Source organism: Colwellia sp. KU-HH00111 (genome assembly GCF_040362745.1).
GTDB lineage: Bacteria > Pseudomonadota > Gammaproteobacteria > Enterobacterales > Alteromonadaceae > Colwellia.
The window spans coordinates 780,216-797,861 of record NZ_BAABWO010000001.1 but is presented as its reverse complement, the minus strand read 5'-3'; the positions used below and the strand labels follow the sequence as shown (position 1 = coordinate 797,861).

General features: G+C 38.7%; 17 protein-coding genes. 5 read left to right on the top strand and 12 right to left on the bottom strand.

From position 1 onward, the window contains the following. Positions 1-115: 115 nt before the first annotated feature. The 3 genes from ABXG98_RS03470 to ABXG98_RS03460 all read left to right on the top strand — a co-directional run bounded on the left by ABXG98_RS03470 (position 116) and on the right by ABXG98_RS03460 (position 2,437). Positions 116-898, top strand: a complete 783-nt coding sequence (locus ABXG98_RS03470; RefSeq protein WP_353537288.1) for an SDR family NAD(P)-dependent oxidoreductase — start codon at positions 116-118, stop codon at positions 896-898. Between the two features lie 30 nt (positions 899-928). Further along, complete coding sequence (locus ABXG98_RS03465; RefSeq protein WP_353537287.1) at positions 929-1,573, top strand: cupin domain-containing protein; 645 nt, start codon at positions 929-931, stop codon at positions 1,571-1,573. Positions 1,574-1,636: 63 nt separating this feature from the next. Continuing rightward, complete coding sequence (locus tag ABXG98_RS03460) at positions 1,637-2,437, top strand: thioredoxin domain-containing protein (RefSeq protein ID WP_353537286.1); 801 nt, start codon at positions 1,637-1,639, stop codon at positions 2,435-2,437. Between the two features lie 22 nt (positions 2,438-2,459). Here ABXG98_RS03460 and hemF read toward each other — a convergent pair whose 3' ends face one another. The 5 genes from hemF to ABXG98_RS03435 all read right to left on the bottom strand — a co-directional run bounded on the left by hemF (position 2,460) and on the right by ABXG98_RS03435 (position 5,559). Then, entirely contained in the window at positions 2,460-3,401 is a 942-nt protein-coding gene (gene hemF, locus ABXG98_RS03455) for an oxygen-dependent coproporphyrinogen oxidase (RefSeq protein WP_353537285.1), read from the bottom strand. Positions 3,402-3,546: 145 nt separating this feature from the next. Continuing rightward, complete coding sequence (locus ABXG98_RS03450) at positions 3,547-4,587, bottom strand: phospholipase effector Tle1 domain-containing protein (protein WP_353537284.1); 1,041 nt, start codon at positions 4,585-4,587, stop codon at positions 3,547-3,549. A 23-nt stretch (positions 4,588-4,610) separates the two neighbouring features. Continuing rightward, on the bottom strand, positions 4,611-5,036 hold the full coding sequence (locus ABXG98_RS03445; RefSeq protein WP_353537283.1) for a TM2 domain-containing protein: 426 nt from the start codon (positions 5,034-5,036) through the stop codon (positions 4,611-4,613). 38 nt (positions 5,037-5,074) lie between these two features. Then, complete coding sequence (gene yidD / locus ABXG98_RS03440; protein ID WP_353537282.1) at positions 5,075-5,329, bottom strand: membrane protein insertion efficiency factor YidD; 255 nt, start codon at positions 5,327-5,329, stop codon at positions 5,075-5,077. An 8-nt stretch (positions 5,330-5,337) separates the two neighbouring features. After that, positions 5,338-5,559 (bottom strand): DUF4177 domain-containing protein, encoded by a 222-nt coding sequence (locus ABXG98_RS03435; RefSeq protein ID WP_353537281.1) that lies wholly within the window; start codon positions 5,557-5,559, stop codon positions 5,338-5,340. Positions 5,560-5,801: 242 nt separating this feature from the next. Between ABXG98_RS03435 and ABXG98_RS03430 the strand changes: the two genes are divergently transcribed. Then, positions 5,802-6,527, top strand: coding sequence for a YebC/PmpR family DNA-binding transcriptional regulator (locus ABXG98_RS03430; RefSeq protein WP_353537280.1), 726 nt, complete (start codon positions 5,802-5,804; stop codon positions 6,525-6,527). 93 nt (positions 6,528-6,620) lie between these two features. Here ABXG98_RS03430 and ABXG98_RS03425 read toward each other — a convergent pair whose 3' ends face one another. From ABXG98_RS03425 to ABXG98_RS03395, 7 genes are all read right to left on the bottom strand, one after another. Further along, the gene (locus ABXG98_RS03425) at positions 6,621-7,988 is read right to left on the bottom strand and encodes a sigma-54-dependent transcriptional regulator (protein WP_353537279.1); all 1,368 of its coding nucleotides are present in this window, start codon (positions 7,986-7,988) and stop codon (positions 6,621-6,623) included. Positions 7,989-8,018: 30 nt separating this feature from the next. Next, positions 8,019-9,872 (bottom strand): sensor histidine kinase, encoded by a 1,854-nt coding sequence (locus ABXG98_RS03420; RefSeq protein WP_353537278.1) that lies wholly within the window; start codon positions 9,870-9,872, stop codon positions 8,019-8,021. A 78-nt stretch (positions 9,873-9,950) separates the two neighbouring features. Continuing rightward, complete coding sequence (locus ABXG98_RS03415; protein WP_353537277.1) at positions 9,951-11,348, bottom strand: TRAP transporter large permease; 1,398 nt, start codon at positions 11,346-11,348, stop codon at positions 9,951-9,953. After that, complete coding sequence (locus ABXG98_RS03410; protein WP_353537276.1) at positions 11,348-12,028, bottom strand: TRAP transporter small permease; 681 nt, start codon at positions 12,026-12,028, stop codon at positions 11,348-11,350. The genes ABXG98_RS03415 and ABXG98_RS03410 overlap by 1 nt, the downstream gene beginning before the upstream one ends. 106 nt (positions 12,029-12,134) lie before the next feature. Continuing rightward, a complete protein-coding gene (locus ABXG98_RS03405; protein WP_353537275.1) occupies positions 12,135-13,124 on the bottom strand; it encodes a TRAP transporter substrate-binding protein in 990 nt (329 codons plus the stop codon). 99 nt (positions 13,125-13,223) lie between these two features. Further along, entirely contained in the window at positions 13,224-14,264 is a 1,041-nt protein-coding gene (locus ABXG98_RS03400; RefSeq protein ID WP_353537274.1) for a porin, read from the bottom strand. A gap of 280 nt (positions 14,265-14,544) precedes the next feature. Then, positions 14,545-16,257: an RluA family pseudouridine synthase gene (locus ABXG98_RS03395; protein ID WP_353537273.1), complete on the bottom strand. Its 1,713-nt coding sequence runs from the start codon at positions 16,255-16,257 to the stop codon at positions 14,545-14,547. A gap of 323 nt (positions 16,258-16,580) precedes the next feature. Here ABXG98_RS03395 and ABXG98_RS03390 point away from each other — a divergent pair, with 323 nt between their 5' ends. After that, positions 16,581-17,627 carry a DcaP family trimeric outer membrane transporter gene (locus ABXG98_RS03390; protein ID WP_353537272.1) on the top strand — a complete coding sequence of 349 codons (1,047 nt, stop codon included), beginning with the start codon at positions 16,581-16,583 and terminating at the stop codon, positions 17,625-17,627. The last annotated feature ends 19 nt before the right edge of the window (positions 17,628-17,646 follow it).

The following is a 17,646-nucleotide window of genomic DNA, read 5'->3' as shown; positions in this document are numbered from 1 at the left end:
AAAAAGTTCCTACTGCACCTATTTGTACTTACTATTTTTAAATTTTGCTAGCCCTTAATATTACCACAGCAAAACATCCTTAAACACAACATAAAACGTAAATTGGAGATAGACAATGTTTACATCAACTACACTGTTAAATAAATCTGGCATCGCGTTAATTATTGGTGGCTCTAGTGGTATGGGTTACGCAACAGCAAAAAAATTATTACAAGAAAATGTTCAAGTAGTGATTGTTGGGCGACAGCAAGACAAACTACTTAACGCATGTAATGAGTTAAAAGCGTATGGCAATATTTCGAGTATTCAAGCAGACTTATATCAAACAAACGATTTAAATAAAGTACTTAGTTTTATTAATTCAAGTGATGAAAATATTGGCTACTTAGTTAATGCCGCCGGTTACTTTAGCCCAAAAGCATTTGTTGAACATGATGATAATGATTATGATATTTATATGGATCTTAATAAAGCAACCTTTAAAATATCTCAAGCAGTTGCTAAAAATATGATCCGCAACCAAGGTGGTAATATTGTAAATATTGGCTCTATGTGGGCGAAGCAAGCAATAAAAGCAACACCTTCTTCAGCTTATTCTATGGCTAAAGCAGGTTTACATGCACTAACTCAGCATATGGCTATGGAATTAAGTGAATTTAATATTCGCGTTAATGCTATCGCTCCTGCGGTTGTTAAAACGCCCATATATAAATCTTTTATTAACGAGAGTGACTTTGATAGCGTATTAGCAGGGTTCAACAGCTTTCATCCTATCGGTCGTGTAGGAACAGCTGAAGATATCGCCAATGGTGTGGTATTTTTATTATCTGAACAAGCAAGTTGGGTGACCGGCGCAATTTGGGATATTGATGGTGGCGTAATGGCTGGCCGTAATTAGATTAAATTAGGTTTAATTAAGAGAAGTACTATGCTAAATATGAATTTTGATACGAGAGTTGTCATTAATACCGCTTCACAAGAGTGGCAACCCAGTCCAATCGCTGGTGTTTTTCGAAAGCCTTTAGCGCGTGAAGATGCCGAGCGAGGCCATGCAACTAGCATAGTTCGTTATGATGAAAATACGAGATTTCGCGAACATGGGCACCCTTTAGGCGAAGAAATATTTGTATTAGAAGGCATTTTTTCAGATGAAACAGGTAACTTCCCTGCGGGAAGTTACCTACGCAACCCTGATGGTTTTATTCATAGTCCTTTCAGTAAAGAAGGATGTCTGCTGTTAGTAAAATTACATCAATTTAAAAGTGGAGATAATGAACAAATCCGTGTTAACACGCATACAACTCCATGGTTACCGGGTATAGGTAATCTAGAAGTAATGCCTTTACATAGCTATAAAGGTGAATCAACTGCTTTAGTACACTGGCCTGCTGGTGAAAAGTTTCAACATCATGTTCATGCCGGTGGTGAAGAGATTTATGTGCTTAAGGGTGAGTTTATTGATGAACATGGCCGTTACGGCGCCGGAACTTGGATAAGAAGTCCACATATGAGCCATCATACTCCGTATGTAGAGCAAGATACTATTATTTTAGTAAAAGTAGGTCATCTCTAACGAGTATTTTACTGTTAACATAAGCACATACTAATTACTTCTTTTTCAACTGAGTAAAAAACAATGTTTAACAAATTCATCTTTATTTTATTTACGCTGTTAACTGTAGCTTGTGCTGATAGTAAACATCATGCGGGGGAAGAACCGTCCGTGTTAACCGAGTATGTTTTTACTCCTACAACACATCTTAACGCACAAATAACAGACACTCTTTCAACTGCAAAAGCTCAAAATAAAAGCGCATTATTTGTACTTGGCGCACAATGGTGCCATGACAGTAAAAGCTTAGCGCAACAGTTTTCAACGCCAGACATGCAAAAAATACTCACTGAACATTACCAAGTGCTATTTGTAGATGCTGGATTTTTTGATAAAGGCTTTGAATTAGTGCAACAATTTAGTTTACCCGTTTATTACGGCACACCTACCGTGATGGTGGTAGATGCTAACGAGAATAAAATACTAAATAAATCATCAATGAAGAAATGGGTTAACGCTAATAAGGTGCCATTAAGTGAGTATATTGAGTATTTCACTCACTTTGCTACAAACAATAAACAACCGATGAAAGTAAGCTCTGCAATGCAAACTTACTTAACCGAAATTAATCATTTTGAGCAACAGCAAGCCATCAGATTAAAAAAGGCTTACGGCGTTGTAGGCCCTTTATTGAAGCAATATATGCAGAGCGATGATAAACAAGCATCAGCTAAATTTACTGACAAATGGGAACAAGTGAGTAGTTTTCGCTCTCGCATACCAAATGATATCGAGTTACTGATCACTCAAGCAAAAAACCATGTTGCTAACGGCTCTACAGCGCCATTAGTATTACCGACTTATCCAGCATTTACTTGGGAGTGATGGTAACTGTCAATAAAGTAAATTATTGAGCAGACAGTTCTGTCAGCCAGTCTCGTGGGACTAAGTAGTGGTTTAATTTGGCTTCATTACTGTTTTCATCTGCTTGATAATTGTACTCCCAACGCGCTAATGGTGGCATCGACATCAAAATAGATTCGGTTCTGCCGCCAGATTGCAAGCCAAATAAAGTACCACGATCAAATACCAAGTTAAATTCGACATAACGACCTCGACGGTATAGCTGAAACTGTCGTTGTTGCTCATTGTATTTATCATGTTTTCGACGGTTTATAATAGGAATATAGGCATCTATAAACCCTTGCCCAACCGCTTTTATGTAATCGAAACAGCGGTCAAAATCCCACTGATTTAAATCATCAAAAAATAAACCACCGACACCACGCGTTTCATCTCTGTGTTTTAAGTAAAAGTATTCATCACACCATTTTTTGTAGTCGGCATAAACGTGTTCGCCAAAAGGCAGGGATAAATCGCGCGCGGTTTGATGCCAATGTAATACATCTTCATCAACCGGATAAAATGGCGTTAAATCAAAACCGCCGCCAAACCACCAAACAGCTGGCTCTCCTGGTTTTTCTGCAATAAAAAACCGAACATTAGCATGCGCCGTAGGAATATGAGGGTTTTTAGGGTGGATCACCAAAGAAACGCCACACGCTTGCCATGTACGACCGGCTAGCTCAGGCCTGTGAGCTGTTGCAGACGGGGGTAATTTATCACCTGAAACAACCGAAAAATTAACGCCGCCCTGCTCTATTACACTACCATTGGTCATAACTCGCGTGCGACCACCACCGCCCTCTTTTCGCTGCCATTTATCTTCAACGAAAGCGCCATTGCCATCTGTTTTTGCTAGTGCATGGCAAATTTGATCTTGCAGTGTTTTTAAAAACTCAATAACAACTGAGATATCGGGGACGGTTGAAGAGGTTTGGTCATTCATAATTAGGTAATCCAGAACTAAAAAGCAACGAGAAGATAGAGGAATATTGTAACAGCTGCTTAATCTCCAAACCACGCTAGGCCTTATATTTCAACAGAAAAAATAAGACCATGGTTAATTTATGGTAATAGTTGCAATAAGAATATTAAAGATTCAAACTAGCAATACCATGCTGTAATTCCCCGACCTTTCCTTGTTGATCAAGCATTCTGAAATGAAGATCGCGCAAAGCATAAGGACGATAACCGCACACCTTGTTAAATCGTGTGGCAACACTATGGTGAATAATTGGAGCAAGCTCAGACTTTACGTCGTTAATATTTACCCGAACCAATCTGGGTGCCAGCATAGATGAATTGGTTTTGGTGCGTTTTTGACTATGTAAAGTACCATCACATAATGGCTTAATATTAAGATCATCTACACAAATAGCGTCTTGAGCTCCGGTGATCTTTAGGCCGTCATAATCAATTTCATCTACGGTTAAAATCGTTAATTTATCACTAACTGTCTCGAGCATAAATTGCAATGCTATATCTGATAAACCATCAAACCAGTAACTTCCGCCGATATCTGAATGCACTCCGGCAAACCAAACTTCTGTCACTCGGGGATCATCATTAAAAAGCGTTGGCTGAAACAAAATGCGCTTTTCGTCTAACGATAACAAATGCAGTGCTTGTTCAATATGATCGCCTAGCGTGCCATTTTCAAAAACGATGCCGCTAGCAGGGTAGGTATCAGGGTTGAGATCTAAAGAGCCGCGCGTTGCTGCCACCGTATCAAAAACACCTAAAAATTTTACCTTGTATGGTAAATGCGCAGCAAACATACGGGCAATAGCGGCACCACGACTGAAACCAAAAATAAAGATTTCATCGCCTTTTACATAATGCTTGGTTAAATCGGCTTTGGCTTCATCTAAAATATCATCCATGTCACCATAAGGTGGGGAGAACATGGCATTAAACTTACGTTTGAGCCAATTTCCTCGTGTACCAACACCACTGTAGTAAAAGCTATGTTGGTGTTTTAATTTAGGGTTTATTCCATTTAATGGATTAAGTTTTCCGCCTAGATAAGCATGTATTTTCAATATATTACTTATACTACTATCTTGAAAAAATTCTTCACTATCGTCTGGGGAATTGCAGGTACCGTCAAAACAAAAAATTAATTTTTTCATCGTCTATTCAACTCATCGTTAATTTAAACGTTAGGATTTAATTGTTTTAATATACTTCTCATTAACTGGTTGTTATATCGATAAATAATACGTTCGCTATTAAATAACTGTGGGAGTTCGATAACAAACACAAACGCAACAACTGCGATACCAATCAAAGGAAAGGTGCCAGAAAAGTAAAGCAAAATGCCGATGATCATCAAGGTTAAGTTAACTAAACCTCGTTGCCATTTGCCTAAATAGAAATGATGCAACCCCATAACACAAATCCAATTGAGAGCGGCATAAGTGTCGGGATCTTTCATATGTTTGACTTCTTGGGCGTAATATTGTCTTTTTTGCTCAATAGAAAGCGAAGCGATCTGCTCTCTCAATTCATTTTCTTCTAAGCGGAGGTTTTCTTTTTTTAGTGTTTCTGTCTCTAGTGTTATGTCTTTTAATAATGCCATGATTGAAATCCTTTTATTATTATCAATTGCTTTTATTATCAACTACATTTATTGATAGAGATGGGCACTGGATCATTTTTGATATGAACACAATCCCTCTCATTACATCGCCTAATTCGCTTTATTCCTAATTTACTGCCTGACATCACTCCAAAACGTTCAATCGCTTGATAAGTATAATGCGAGCAAGTGGGCGTAAAGTTACAAGAAATTGCAAAATGCTTTTGCGAGCCACCCGTTTTTTGATAATAACGAATGGCCTTTAGTATAGCTTTTTTAATCACGCTTGCCATTTACACGACTAATTTCGGCTACGGCCAAGGGTTAATATGACCGCTTCGCGAGACCAAAACAACCAAAAGCGTTTTTGCTCAATCACTTGAAACACCAATTGCCAGCCTTCACTAGCTTCTTGGTTAAGTGTTGCTTCTAAACGCTTCAAAGGCAAGCCACTTGAGCCAAGAAAAATTGTGCCACACCCACCTTCGGTTACATAAATTACTTTGTATTCATCAAATTGCATTAGATTTAATTCCTTGTTGTTTTTAACTTTTATTATTGTTCATTGTATCTGGAAAGACTTATCCGTACTTCATCTAAAGTATAAAAAAGGCTTACACTAAGCAAGTGTTTTATTTTTGAAATAAATCAACAAAGAGCTAATTAATGTTTTAATTTTTATGGCTTGCACTAGTCAACGCCCTACTCCCCCTGATAGAATCTAGCGCATTATTTTTTAACATCATCAAAATGAGAAGCTGAATAATGGGCAGAGCTTACCAAAATCGTAAATTATCCATGGCGAAAACCGCCGGGGCAAAAACCAAAGTTTATTCAAAGTACGGTAAAGCAATTTACGTTTGCGCTAAAAATGGCGGAGTAGATCCAGACGGTAATTTAGCGTTACGTGGTTTAATTGACAAAGCCAAAAAAGACCAAGTACCCACACATGTTATTGAAAATGCGATAAAAAAAGCATCTGGGGCTGGTGGTGAAGATTTTGAAGAAGCACGTTATGAAGGTTTTGGACCAGGTAACTGCATGGTTATTATTGACTGCTTAACAGATAACGGTAACCGTACTATTAAAGATGTTCGTCAATGTTTTACTAAAACCCACTCAAAAATAGGTTCATCTGGCACTGTCTCACATATGTTTGATCACCAAGCAGTATTTGCTTTTAAAGGTGAAGATGATGAGAGTGTATTAGAAAACCTTATGATGGCAGATATTGACGTGACTGACGTTGAATTAGAAGACGGCATCATTACGGTATATGCCCCCCATACTGAGTTTTTCAAAATTAAAACTGAATTTGCTAACTCAATGCCAGAGTATGATTTAGAAGTAGAAGAAATCACTTGGGTGCCGCAAACTTATATTGATATTGAAGGTGAAGAAGACGTTGCCAATTTTGAGAAGTTTATTGCAATGTTAGATGATTGTGATGACGTTCAAACCGTTTATCACAATGCAGAAGTTAAAGATTAGCAGAATTCTACTCCTTGTTTTTTAAAGAAAAGCCCGTCTTCGTGATGGGCTTTTTTATATCCGGATAAGGGAGGGTAAATGAAAAAATAGAAATTAAGATAGAAACTCTTTTCGAACTAAACCATATTTTTTCATTTTATCGTATAAGGTTTTACGCGCTAGCATCAGTTCATCCATGGCACCTTTGATACTGCCATTGTTATTACTCAGCGCCTCTTCAATCAAAGAGCGCTCAAAAAATTCGACCCGTTCGAGTAAACTCATGGTCGGTTTTTTTTCATCATCACTATTGCCTTGTATATTAAACGCGGCATATTCTCCTAACAATACAAAGCGCTCTGCTAAATTTCTTAACTCTCGCACATTACCTGGCCAATCATGGCTAATTAACCGTGCTTTGTTTTCTTGAGATAAAGGAATTAATTCTCTGTGATATCGCGCCGAAGCAATTCTGGCAAAGTGCAAAAATAACAAGGGGATATCCTCAATTCGCTCGCGCAGTGGTGGAATATCTATTTTAACTAAGTTCAAACGATAATAGAGATCATGGCGAAAATGACCTTGGTCACATAAGGCTAGTAAGTCGACCTTAGTGGCACCAATAATACGAATATCAAGTTCAATACTCTGATTAGAGCCGAGTCTAACGACCTTACGCTCTTCAAGCACACGTAGTAGTTTTACCTGTAATGACATCGGTGTGCTTTCAATTTCATCTAAAAAAATGGTGCCGCCATTAGCATGTTCAAATTTACCAATCCGGCGTTTATCTGCCCCAGTATAAGCGCCTGACTCAGCGCCAAACAATTCACTTTCAATAATATTTTCAGGTATCGCGCCGCAATTAAGCGCAACAAAGTTATGGTTTTTACGAATACTGTGATCATGTAAATAACGGGCAACTAATTCTTTACCACAACCGGTTTCACCATCAATCAATATATCAGCAGGTGCATCCATCACTTGATTAAGTAAATTACGCATGTGGATGATTGAAGGAGCATGTCCAATAATTCTTGGCCCCGGTGAACCATGATTTTCAAGCTCTTTTTTTAAGTGGCGATTCTCCAGTATTAATGCCCGTTTATCTAAGGCTCGCTTGACGGTATCAAGCAGGTGTTCATTATTAAAAGGTTTTTCAATAAAGTCATACGCACCTTTTCGTATGGCATTGACTGCCATGGTGATATCACCAAAACCTGTTAATAAAATTATCGGTATATCAGCATCAATTTTATGTACCTTGTTCATCAATTGATGACCATCAATTTTAGGCATATTGATATCACTAATAATAATGCCGTGCCAATTGATTTCTATTTTATTTAACAGCACTTCGGCACTGGTAAAGGTTTGTACGCTAAATCCTTGCAGATCTAACATTTGCTCGATGGCGGAACAAATATGTTCTTCATCATCGATGACGTAAATTGTGCCTAAATTATTATTATCATTTGTCATAGTTATCGTCATCTCAGTGTTGTAACTAGGTTAACGGGGTTTCGCATTGGCTTGCTCATACCTAGGTAACACAATTTTAAATTCTGCGCCGCCATTTTCATGATTACGCACGCATAAATCTCCTTCCATAGATTCAATAATACGTGATGAAATTGATAACCCAAGTCCTAAACCCATTCGCTCTTTCGTGGTAAAAAATGGTTCAAATATCTTCTTGATGTTGCCTTCTAAAATGCCTGGCCCCGTATCTCTAATCAAAATAACTGCCTGACCCTTTTCTAAATATAGTTCAATATAAAGTTGCTTATTTTGTTCATTACTCATGGCCTGCATGGCATTGTTAAATAAATTGACCAACACTTGCTCTAGGCGAATGTCATCGCCTAATATAAAAATCTTTTGCTCAGGGATATTTAGTTTTAACTGTACTAATTCATTTTGTGCTTGGTGCTTAATCAAGCTGATAGCCTCATCAATACAACTTTGTAGGCAGACATGAGCCGCAACGCCCATACTTTTTTTAGAAAAGTTTTTAAACTGACTGACAATATCAGAAAGTCGGTCTACTAGGGTGATAATTAGCTGTAAATTATTACTGGCTTTTTCTTGTTGATTACGCTCTAGGTAGCTTAACGCATTTTGTGAGTAACTGCGCAATGCAGTTAAAGGCTGATTAATTTCATGATTGATACTGGCCGACATATTACCAATAACCGCTAATTTTGCCGATTGAATAAGCTCATTTTGCGTTTCATTAAGTTGTGTTTGTGTTTGCTTTCTTTGTTCTATCTCATCAGATAATTTAGCATTAGTTGCGGTTAAATCAGCAGTGCGCTCTTTTACTTTTTGTTCAAGCAACAGCCGAGCGTTGTGTTGATTTTTAGCATTACGCATTCGCTCTTTAGAGAATAATATTAAAAACAATAGCAGTAGATAGCCACTGGCACTAATAATCGTTAAGAATGATTTTTGTTGTTCTATGCTTTCCAGTGACGTCCATAAATGCACACGCCAGCCTACATCAAACATTTGTTTTTGTTGAGCAAACACCAGTTGAAAATCATCTTGGTGATGTACTTTATACAAGGATCCTGACATTCCATACGCTAGATAGGAACTTTTTACCTTTTCAACAGGTAGCGCCTGAATTTCTCTACCTGAATAACGCGGTGATTGTTTCAATCGTTGGGTTTTAGCTTCATCAAAAGCACCGATAGTTTTTAAACGCCACTTTTCTTCATCAGAAATAAAAACCACATCGTCAGGAGCCACAATTAAAAAGTTATAATTATTCTCACCGACGGCTTCTTTATGCTGATTCTCAATTTCATCAATGCTTATTTTCACCGCAATAACACCAACAACGTCAGTGTTACTTTTGACCGGATAAGCAAAGTAATAACCACGCTTATTGCTACTGAGCCCTACAGCGTAATACCGAGCCAAATCGCCTTGCAGCGCTTGTTGGAAATATGGCCGAAAACTAAAGTCCATTCCAATAAAAGTGCGGTCACTTTGCCAGTTACTGGCAGCGATAGTTATCCCAGCTTTATCAATTAAATAAATATCTGATGCTTGAGTTACCCCGCCTATTTCTTCAAGCAGCACATTCAATCGTTCACGGTTGCTAGTGTCTTTAGAGCTTAGCAGTACTTGTTGTAATAAGGGATGTTTTGCTAACACTTCAGGTATTTTTTCAAAACGCCCTAAAGTGCTTTCAATGTAAAAAATCAAGTGATTTAAGTGACTATTTGATTGTTTATCTAGCTCGCTATAAGCAATACGCAAGCCAATTAGCTGTACAATTTTGATGGTGAAGACAAAACCAAGCATTAACATCAGCAACACAAAGTAGCGCTTGGCTTTCATCTTTTGAATCTTCATGTAAACCTCTTTGTATGCGAGATGATAAACAACAAAACCCTGCAACAAGTGCAGGGCTTTTAATGACAGCTGGTAGAACTAGTAACCGTTAAGTTTATCTATATATTCAGGCAAAAATAACGATATCTGTGGTACATAGGTTATGAGTATTAAGAACATTAACAATAAACCTAACCAAGGTAAACATGCTTTGATAACCCAGCCCATACTGCGCCCCGTAATACCTGAGGTGACAAATAAATTCAGTCCCACTGGCGGCGTTAACATACCTATTTCCATATTAACCACCATGATAATACCTAAGTGAATAGGATCTATCCCTAACTGAGTGGCAATAGGGAATAAAATCGGTGCCATAATTAACAATATAGCTGAGGGTTCCATAAAGTTACCGGCGATCAGCAACAAAATATTCATGATGATCAAAAAGCCCCATGCAGGTAAGCCCCAACTAACGATAGTTTCAGCAATAATATGTGGTATACGCTCGGTGGTTAAAACGTGAGCAAACAACATGGCATTAGCAATAATAAACAACAACATGATGCTTACTTTAGCGCCATCAAGCACCACTTTTCTTACTTCTTTATCAGTAAAGCTTTTCGGTAATGCTAAAGTCATTAACGACACATTTCTAATAATGGCTTGAAACAATGCTTCTTTATGATTACGCCACTTAACTGCTTTGAGTGGGCCAATATCACGATAACCAAATACCGAAACCAAATACGCATAAACCGTAGCTACTGCTGCGGCTTCCGTTGGACTAGCGACACCGCCATAAATAGCACCTAAGACAATAAATATTAGCATTAAGCCGCCCATCGCAATAATAGCCGAGCGTAAGAACACTTTAATACCCGGAAACGGTTGCGCTGGTAGCTTCTTGACACGCGCGACAATGTAGATAGCAATCATTAAGATGCTGCCCATCATTACACCGGGAATCAAACCTGCCATAAACATTCTTGAAGCTGATACTTCCGTGGCCGCTGCATACACTAGCATCACAATAGATGGCGGAATTAAAATACCTAAAGTACCGGCATTAGTAATAACCCCAGCAGCAAAACTTTGAGGATAACCCGCACGCACCATACCGACAATACAGATTGAGCCAATCGCCGCAACCGTTGCAGGAGAGGATCCAGAAACCGCAGCAAACAGCATACATGCCAATACAGAGGCCATCGCTAAACCACCGCGAATATGACCAACGCTCGCTACTGCAAAATCAATAATGCGTCTAGCCACACCACCGGTTGAAAGAAAAGCAGAAGACAAGATAAAAAACGGGATCGCTAGCAAAGTATAATGCTCTGAGGTCGCTTCATACATTTTAAGGGCAACAGAGGCAAGTGAGTCACTAGAAAAAAACAGTATGGTCACCATACTTGAGAAACCTAACGCTACCGCAATGGGCATGCCAATCAGCATACACCCTAATAACGTGATAAAAAGCGTAGCAATAGTCATTAGCGTTTCTCCTTAGTATCTTGCGCTGAAATATCGTCTGCTTGAGCCGATTCATTCTCTGGTACGTCATTTTCTGACGACTCATTTTGTACTAAGTGCATACTCTCTTCTGCTTCATCAGCAAATTTGAAGCCTTCAGCTTTGCCTGAAATAATCTTGAGTAGAAGTTGAAAAAAGCGGTAAAAAAGTGAAGCAAAGCCAATCAATAAAACTGATTGAGCAATCCATAACGGCATTAATGGCTCTTCACTGTCAATGCGAAATATTTCCCATAAGGTTTCGTCATCAAACAGTTCAACCAACATTTGCGGGACATGAACATCTTCCATGGTTATACCGATACTGTACATTTTGGCTAAGTAAGTCCAACTGCCACTGATAAACAAACAACAATACGCTAAGCATAAAACTACCGCGGCAATAGCGGTTGTTTTTCGTGCTTTTTTTGGCAAAGACTGTACAAAAGCGTCAACACCTATATGCGCGCCAACCTTCACCCCATAAGAGGCACCAAAAAGCACAAACCATGCTCCTAGGGTTAAGGTAACTTCTTCAAGCCATTGAAAACCTATATTAAATACAAAACGGGAAACAACCTCAAAAAATACCAGTAACGTCATAGCAACAAGCAATAAACTGACAAAACTTTCTTCAATGGTATTTGATCGTTTAGAAAACATGATAAAACCAACCTAAATTAATTAGCTGAACGTCCCTGTTTTTTGGCTAATAATACGAATAAAAAAGGCTGACTAGACTAAGCTCAGCCAAAGTAAGAAACTGATATTACTGATTTGACGATACCGCAGCCTCAAGATAATCTTTGCCAATTTTACGTTCAAAACGTTTCCACACTGGCTTCATTGCATTTACCCATTGTTGACGCTGCTCTGGTGAAATATTGATTATTTGTGAACGTTTAGAGTCAATAATTAACTGCTTATCTTGCTCTGCTTTTTTCGCGGCAATGTCATTACCATAAGCAATGGCTTCATCTAACGCTGATTTCACTTCGGTGCGTAACGCTTTTGGTAGGCTATCCCAAAAACTTTTTGAGGTAACCACCATATAATCTAAAACACCATGATTACTTTCGGTAATGTACTCTTGTACTTCAAAGAATTTCTTAGAATAGATGTTTGACCAGGTATTTTCTTGGCCATCTATAGCTTTAGTTTGTAATAAAGTAAAAACTTCTGAAAACGGTTTTTTCACCGGCATCGCATCTACGGCCTGAAATTGTGCTGCTAATACATCAGAAGACATAATACGGAATTTTTTTCCTTTAGCATCACTAGGCACTCTCAAAGGCGCGCTAGCAGACAGTTGCTTCATACCATTATGTAAATAACCTAAACCGATAAGCCCTTTACGCTCCATTGAACGTAATAATCTAATACCAACCGCCCCTTTTTGGAAACGTTCAACGCTTGCCATATCTTCAAACAAGAAAGGTAAATCAAATATTTGCAGCTTTTTAGTGTACTTTTTAAATTTTGACAATGATGGTGCTGCCATTTGCACATCACCTAATTGCATCGCTTCTAATACTTTATTATCGCCAAATAACTGAGAGTTTGGAAACACACTAACAGTTACTTTTCCAGGTAGTTTTTCGGCCACTAATTCCTTGAATTTAATTGCCATTTTTCCTTTTGGCGTGTTTTCAGCAACCACATGTGAGAATTTAATTTCAATGGGCTCGGCGTGGGCAACAGCTGATAACGAACACAAAATACCTGTAGCTAAACCAATTAATTTTTTATTTAATAACATAATTTTTCCTAATTGTTTTATCGACCAACTTAACCTAATAGTTTTATTGCAGCACCTGATATCAAGCTGGCCTTAATGATTGTTTTATTTTAATTAAGATTAAAAATCGAAACGAGCACCGAACTGTAACTCAGACATATCTTCACCCGTTGAAGGTAATCTGCTGTCATCACTGTCCATTTGCTCGTAAGCTGCCCATACTTTGAATTTTTTCGATAAAGCACGAACATACTCCACTTTAACTGAACTAACATCGCCTTTAATATCACAACTGTTTATTGCATAACGGGCATGAATTTGGTTTTTACCTGACTTCCATTTACCATAAAGGCCGGTTGTTGAACGCTCTTCTGTTTTACATGCAGTAACACTACCAACATTACCCGACTCTTCGGTACTTTTTAAGTTAACATTGCCTGATGAATTACCACCATAAATGTCAAAATCTTCTTCGGCTAAATGATAAAATGCCGAAACCGTGACCTTATCTGAAACGTTATACCAAGCTCTAACGCCGTATAAGTTACCGGTATTTTCACCACGTTGGTCGGCAGCTAAAGCGGCTTGAAGTTTCACCGGGCCTGCTTTGTATTGTGCGGCAAGTTGGTATTGGTCGAACGAATCACCATCTTGCTTTTCAGTTTGCAATGCCGCACCAAAACGCCAGTTTCCTGAAGTTTTTTCCCATTGTAAAAAGTCATCATCACGAATAGCGCCTTGGCGAAGTGAATCTAAGCCATCTGAAAAATAAGCACCACGCACAAACTTGTGCCATAGAATTGTTTGCGAGCCATAGGTAACCGTACCAAAATCACCTTTTACGCCAACAAAAACTTGGCGTAAACCGGGTTTATTATTTTGTGCAAAGTTGACATTGTCATCACCACGAAGCCCGTACTCCACTTTAGCAATACCGGTTAATGAATCGGTTAATGCAACTGAAGACTTCACACCAATGCGACTTAAATAATCTCGCCCGTTGGCAGCATCATCATTTGTACCAGCATCGACATAATCTACGCCTAAGCGCAATGAACCATAAAATGATGTTTTCACATCTTGTGCGCATACTGTGCTTGATGTTGCGATTAGCGCACCAACTAAACAGGCTTTTTTTGCGATAACTTTATTGAATCTCATTTGTACTTTCCCCTTGTTATAGTATTTATTGAAGGAATGAATACGGTTTTGGTAAACTCGTTTCACTCTCACTAGCTATATCGCAAGGTTTACGCCAACTTAATTAAAAACAAAAACAATTAACTAAGCCATTAATAACAAATGATTTATTTAGCTTTTACAATGAAAGCCGCATTGTTTACACTGTTTAAAATGGGTGGATTTCCACACAATGATGAAAATTAATAGAGGGGAAAACCGCCTGTTTTACACGGTTAATGACTGCTTATTCCTGAGCAGACTAAAAATCAGCATCTACTTCAAAAGTCATCACTTCTTTGGTTATCGGGTGATGTAAAATTAACCGTTGTGCATGTAAATGCAGCCGTTGATCTTTATTTTCTGCATCTTGTCGACCATATAAATCATCACCTAAGATAGGAGTATTTAAGCCGTTAGGGTGCGCACAATGCACTCGCAGTTGGTGGGTTCGCCCTGTTTCAGGATAGAGGTACATTCGGGTTTGCTTATTGACTGTTTCAATAACTTCCCAGTAAGTTCTTGATGCCTTACCATGCTCAAAACATACGAGTTGTCTGGGCCTATCATCAAGATCGCCACGCAAAGGTAAATTGAGCTCACCTGATATTTCATTTACCGATTCACCTTGATTTTCAGCTAAAGCGCTTGCTATTGAGCCAGCTAAAATAGCGACATAACGTTTTTTTATTTGGCGCTTGATAAACTGTTGTTGTAAACTTTTTTGCGCTCGTTGAGTTAAGGCTAGCACCATCAAGCCAGACGTCGACATATCTAATCGGTGCACTATAAGCGAGCCCGTGGCCTCTGGAAATTGTTGTTTAATGCGTGCATAAACCGAGTCTTCAATGTTTTTACCCGGTACAGATAAAAACTCGTTGGGCTTATTTACCACCACAATCGCATCGTCTTGATAAACAATCTCAAGATTTTTCCCTTGAGCAGGGTTGAGCAGCAGCGGGTTTTCATCAATTGCCATACCGTCAAGCATATGAGGTAAGATTGGCTGGCATTTACCCGAACATGCCCCGTAAAAGTTTTTATGTTGGCGAATTTCAGATTTAGGTGCTTTTCCCCACCAAAATTCGGCCATTGCAACTGGCTGATACTGTTGTTTAAACGCGTATTGTAATAATTTAGGTGCTGCGCAATCACCTGCTCCCGCTGGAGGGATAGGATAAGCGGTAGGTTCAAACAGCTCAATTAAGTCTTTTTCTACCCCGTGGCGATTTAATAGCCGGTACTGCTTAAACAATTTTTTTTGTAGTTTGGTTGAGCGTTGTTTACGCTTTTTCTTAATTTCATCTATTTCATCGGTTAACGCCGTTAGCTGCTGTTGTATTTGAGCAATTAAATCGGCCCAATAAGCTTTTATATCACGCAGCTGGTTTTTATCATCAACGCTTTGTTGTGCTAACTGTTTTAGCTGTAGTGCTAAATCATCCCCAGTTAAGTTATTTTTTGCTTGGCTGCGCTGCACTTTTCTAACTTGTCTATTGAGTGTCATCTGGTTTCGGTGTTTTGATAACTGTTGTGCTTGTTGCTCTAGCATAACGCTAAGTGATTGCTGATACTTTGCCAATTCAGGGTTAGCGATTAATGCCTCTAACTCACGATTAAGTCTGTTAATAATTTTATTTTCAGCATGAAAAAAGTCAGTTTTCGCATCAAGTTCAAACACGGGTGGCACAAAATTAATCTGGTGTGAAGTGGGGAGTTGTTGCCCCGAAAAAGCACTTAAATAGCCCAGTTCATTTTGTTGGTTTCTAACAACTAACACCCCAAACATTTTGCCATTTTGTTCAAGGCTTTGCTCAAGTAACAGATCACTTTGTAATTGCTGCTGCAGCTGCTCAGCTGCAACTAAACAAAGTGGGTGAGGATGGTAACAAAATGGAAACGTAAACCGCTTGGGCAACGTATAGTGCTCAATATTCGCAGTAAAGGGCGTAAAGCAACGTTGCTGATTAATCATATTTCCCCAAAAACACTTTATTTATTATTCACAAATTATCATAAGCAGATTTTATCTGATTTATTAACCTAAACAAAACGCTTAGATCACGTCATTCACCAATACCACAAAAAAAAACACAGTAGATTGATTATTATAGCTTATTTCAATAATGATAATAAGAATCAATTGCCTCTAAATAAAAACTAAGGGTAAACACGTAGAAAAAATACGCGCATACGCCGATTACCTCAGGGCAAAATATTACATAAGGTAGATATCGCAATAAGCAAGATGGTTCCTTGAAACACTAACCATCTCATATCAACTAAAAAGGAAATAAAATGAAAACTATAATTAAATCCGGTTTACTGTTGACAGCATTGGTATCTGCACCTTCTTTTGCTGGTTATACTATCGATTTGACAGGGGGAGATAAAATTACGTTTGGCGGTTATATTAAAGCCGATGCCCGTTATACCGACGGCTCTATAGGCGCCAGAGATTACTGGATTGGCGGTGGCACAGTGCTAGATAGCAGCCAATCAAACTTCGCTATTTCAGCAAGAGAAACTCGTTTCAATACCAAATACCAACACGGTGATGTAACTGGTTTTATCGAAATGGATTTTGACGGTGGTGGCGGTAATGAAGTGATTTCTAACTCAGCTCACCCGCGTTTACGTCATGCTTTTATCAAATATAAAAACATCTTAGCCGGTCAAACTTGGTCAACCTTTATGAACACTAGTTCAATCGTTGAAGCGGTTGACTTTGGTGGTCCACTGGTTTCAACAGCGTTTATCCGTCAAGGCCAAATTCGATACACCAATGGTGGCTTGCAGTTAGCCATTGAAAACCCAGAAACCTACGGTGGTTACCGTGGCAGTGCAACAACGCTAGATGATTCAGTACCTGACTTTGTTGCCAAATACACCTTCAAAGGTGATTGGGGTAATGTTGCGGTATCTACAGTAGCACGCCAATTGAAAAGTTTAACCAACGAATCACAGTCAGCGCTAGGTTACGGCATTTCAGGCCGTATTAAAACCGTGGGTAAAGATGACTTCCGCTTCCAAATACACGGTGGTGAGGTTGGCCGCTATGTTGGTGCTACCTCTTCATTAGATATGGTCGGCGAAGAAGTTGAAGAAACTACTTCAGTATTAGTTGCTTACCGTCATTTTTGGTCAGACGATATGAGAAGCACTGTATTTTATGGCAACACTGAAAATGATGTAAGTGACAGAGATCGCACACACTGGGGCGTAAATTTATTCAACAATGTGACTAAGCAATTATCTTTTGGTGTTGAAGTAGGTAATTTTGAAATGGCTGAAGCGAGTGCCGATTCTGATTACGTTCAATTTACTGCTAAATACGTGCTTTAACTTTTCACCTAATTCCACT

Bases quoted from the DNA above. Each gene is read 5' to 3' on its own strand.
- ABXG98_RS03470 (WP_353537288.1), top strand. From the start codon at position 116: ATGTTTACATCAACTACACTGTTAAATAAATCTGGCATCGCGTTAATT.
- ABXG98_RS03465 (WP_353537287.1), top strand. From the start codon at position 929: ATGCTAAATATGAATTTTGATACGAGAGTTGTCATTAATACCGCTTCA.
- ABXG98_RS03460 (WP_353537286.1), top strand. From the start codon at position 1,637: ATGTTTAACAAATTCATCTTTATTTTATTTACGCTGTTAACTGTAGCT.
- hemF (WP_353537285.1), bottom strand. From the start codon at position 3,401: ATGAATGACCAAACCTCTTCAACCGTCCCCGATATCTCAGTTGTTATT.
- ABXG98_RS03450 (WP_353537284.1), bottom strand. From the start codon at position 4,587: ATGAAAAAATTAATTTTTTGTTTTGACGGTACCTGCAATTCCCCAGAC.
- ABXG98_RS03445 (WP_353537283.1), bottom strand. From the start codon at position 5,036: ATGGCATTATTAAAAGACATAACACTAGAGACAGAAACACTAAAAAAA.
- yidD (WP_353537282.1), bottom strand. From the start codon at position 5,329: ATGGCAAGCGTGATTAAAAAAGCTATACTAAAGGCCATTCGTTATTAT.
- ABXG98_RS03435 (WP_353537281.1), bottom strand. From the start codon at position 5,559: ATGCAATTTGATGAATACAAAGTAATTTATGTAACCGAAGGTGGGTGT.
- ABXG98_RS03430 (WP_353537280.1), top strand. From the start codon at position 5,802: ATGGGCAGAGCTTACCAAAATCGTAAATTATCCATGGCGAAAACCGCC.
- ABXG98_RS03425 (WP_353537279.1), bottom strand. From the start codon at position 7,988: ATGACAAATGATAATAATAATTTAGGCACAATTTACGTCATCGATGAT.
- ABXG98_RS03420 (WP_353537278.1), bottom strand. From the start codon at position 9,872: ATGAAGATTCAAAAGATGAAAGCCAAGCGCTACTTTGTGTTGCTGATG.
- ABXG98_RS03415 (WP_353537277.1), bottom strand. From the start codon at position 11,348: ATGACTATTGCTACGCTTTTTATCACGTTATTAGGGTGTATGCTGATT.
- ABXG98_RS03410 (WP_353537276.1), bottom strand. From the start codon at position 12,028: ATGTTTTCTAAACGATCAAATACCATTGAAGAAAGTTTTGTCAGTTTA.
- ABXG98_RS03405 (WP_353537275.1), bottom strand. From the start codon at position 13,124: ATGTTATTAAATAAAAAATTAATTGGTTTAGCTACAGGTATTTTGTGT.
- ABXG98_RS03400 (WP_353537274.1), bottom strand. From the start codon at position 14,264: ATGAGATTCAATAAAGTTATCGCAAAAAAAGCCTGTTTAGTTGGTGCG.
- ABXG98_RS03395 (WP_353537273.1), bottom strand. From the start codon at position 16,257: ATGATTAATCAGCAACGTTGCTTTACGCCCTTTACTGCGAATATTGAG.
- ABXG98_RS03390 (WP_353537272.1), top strand. From the start codon at position 16,581: ATGAAAACTATAATTAAATCCGGTTTACTGTTGACAGCATTGGTATCT.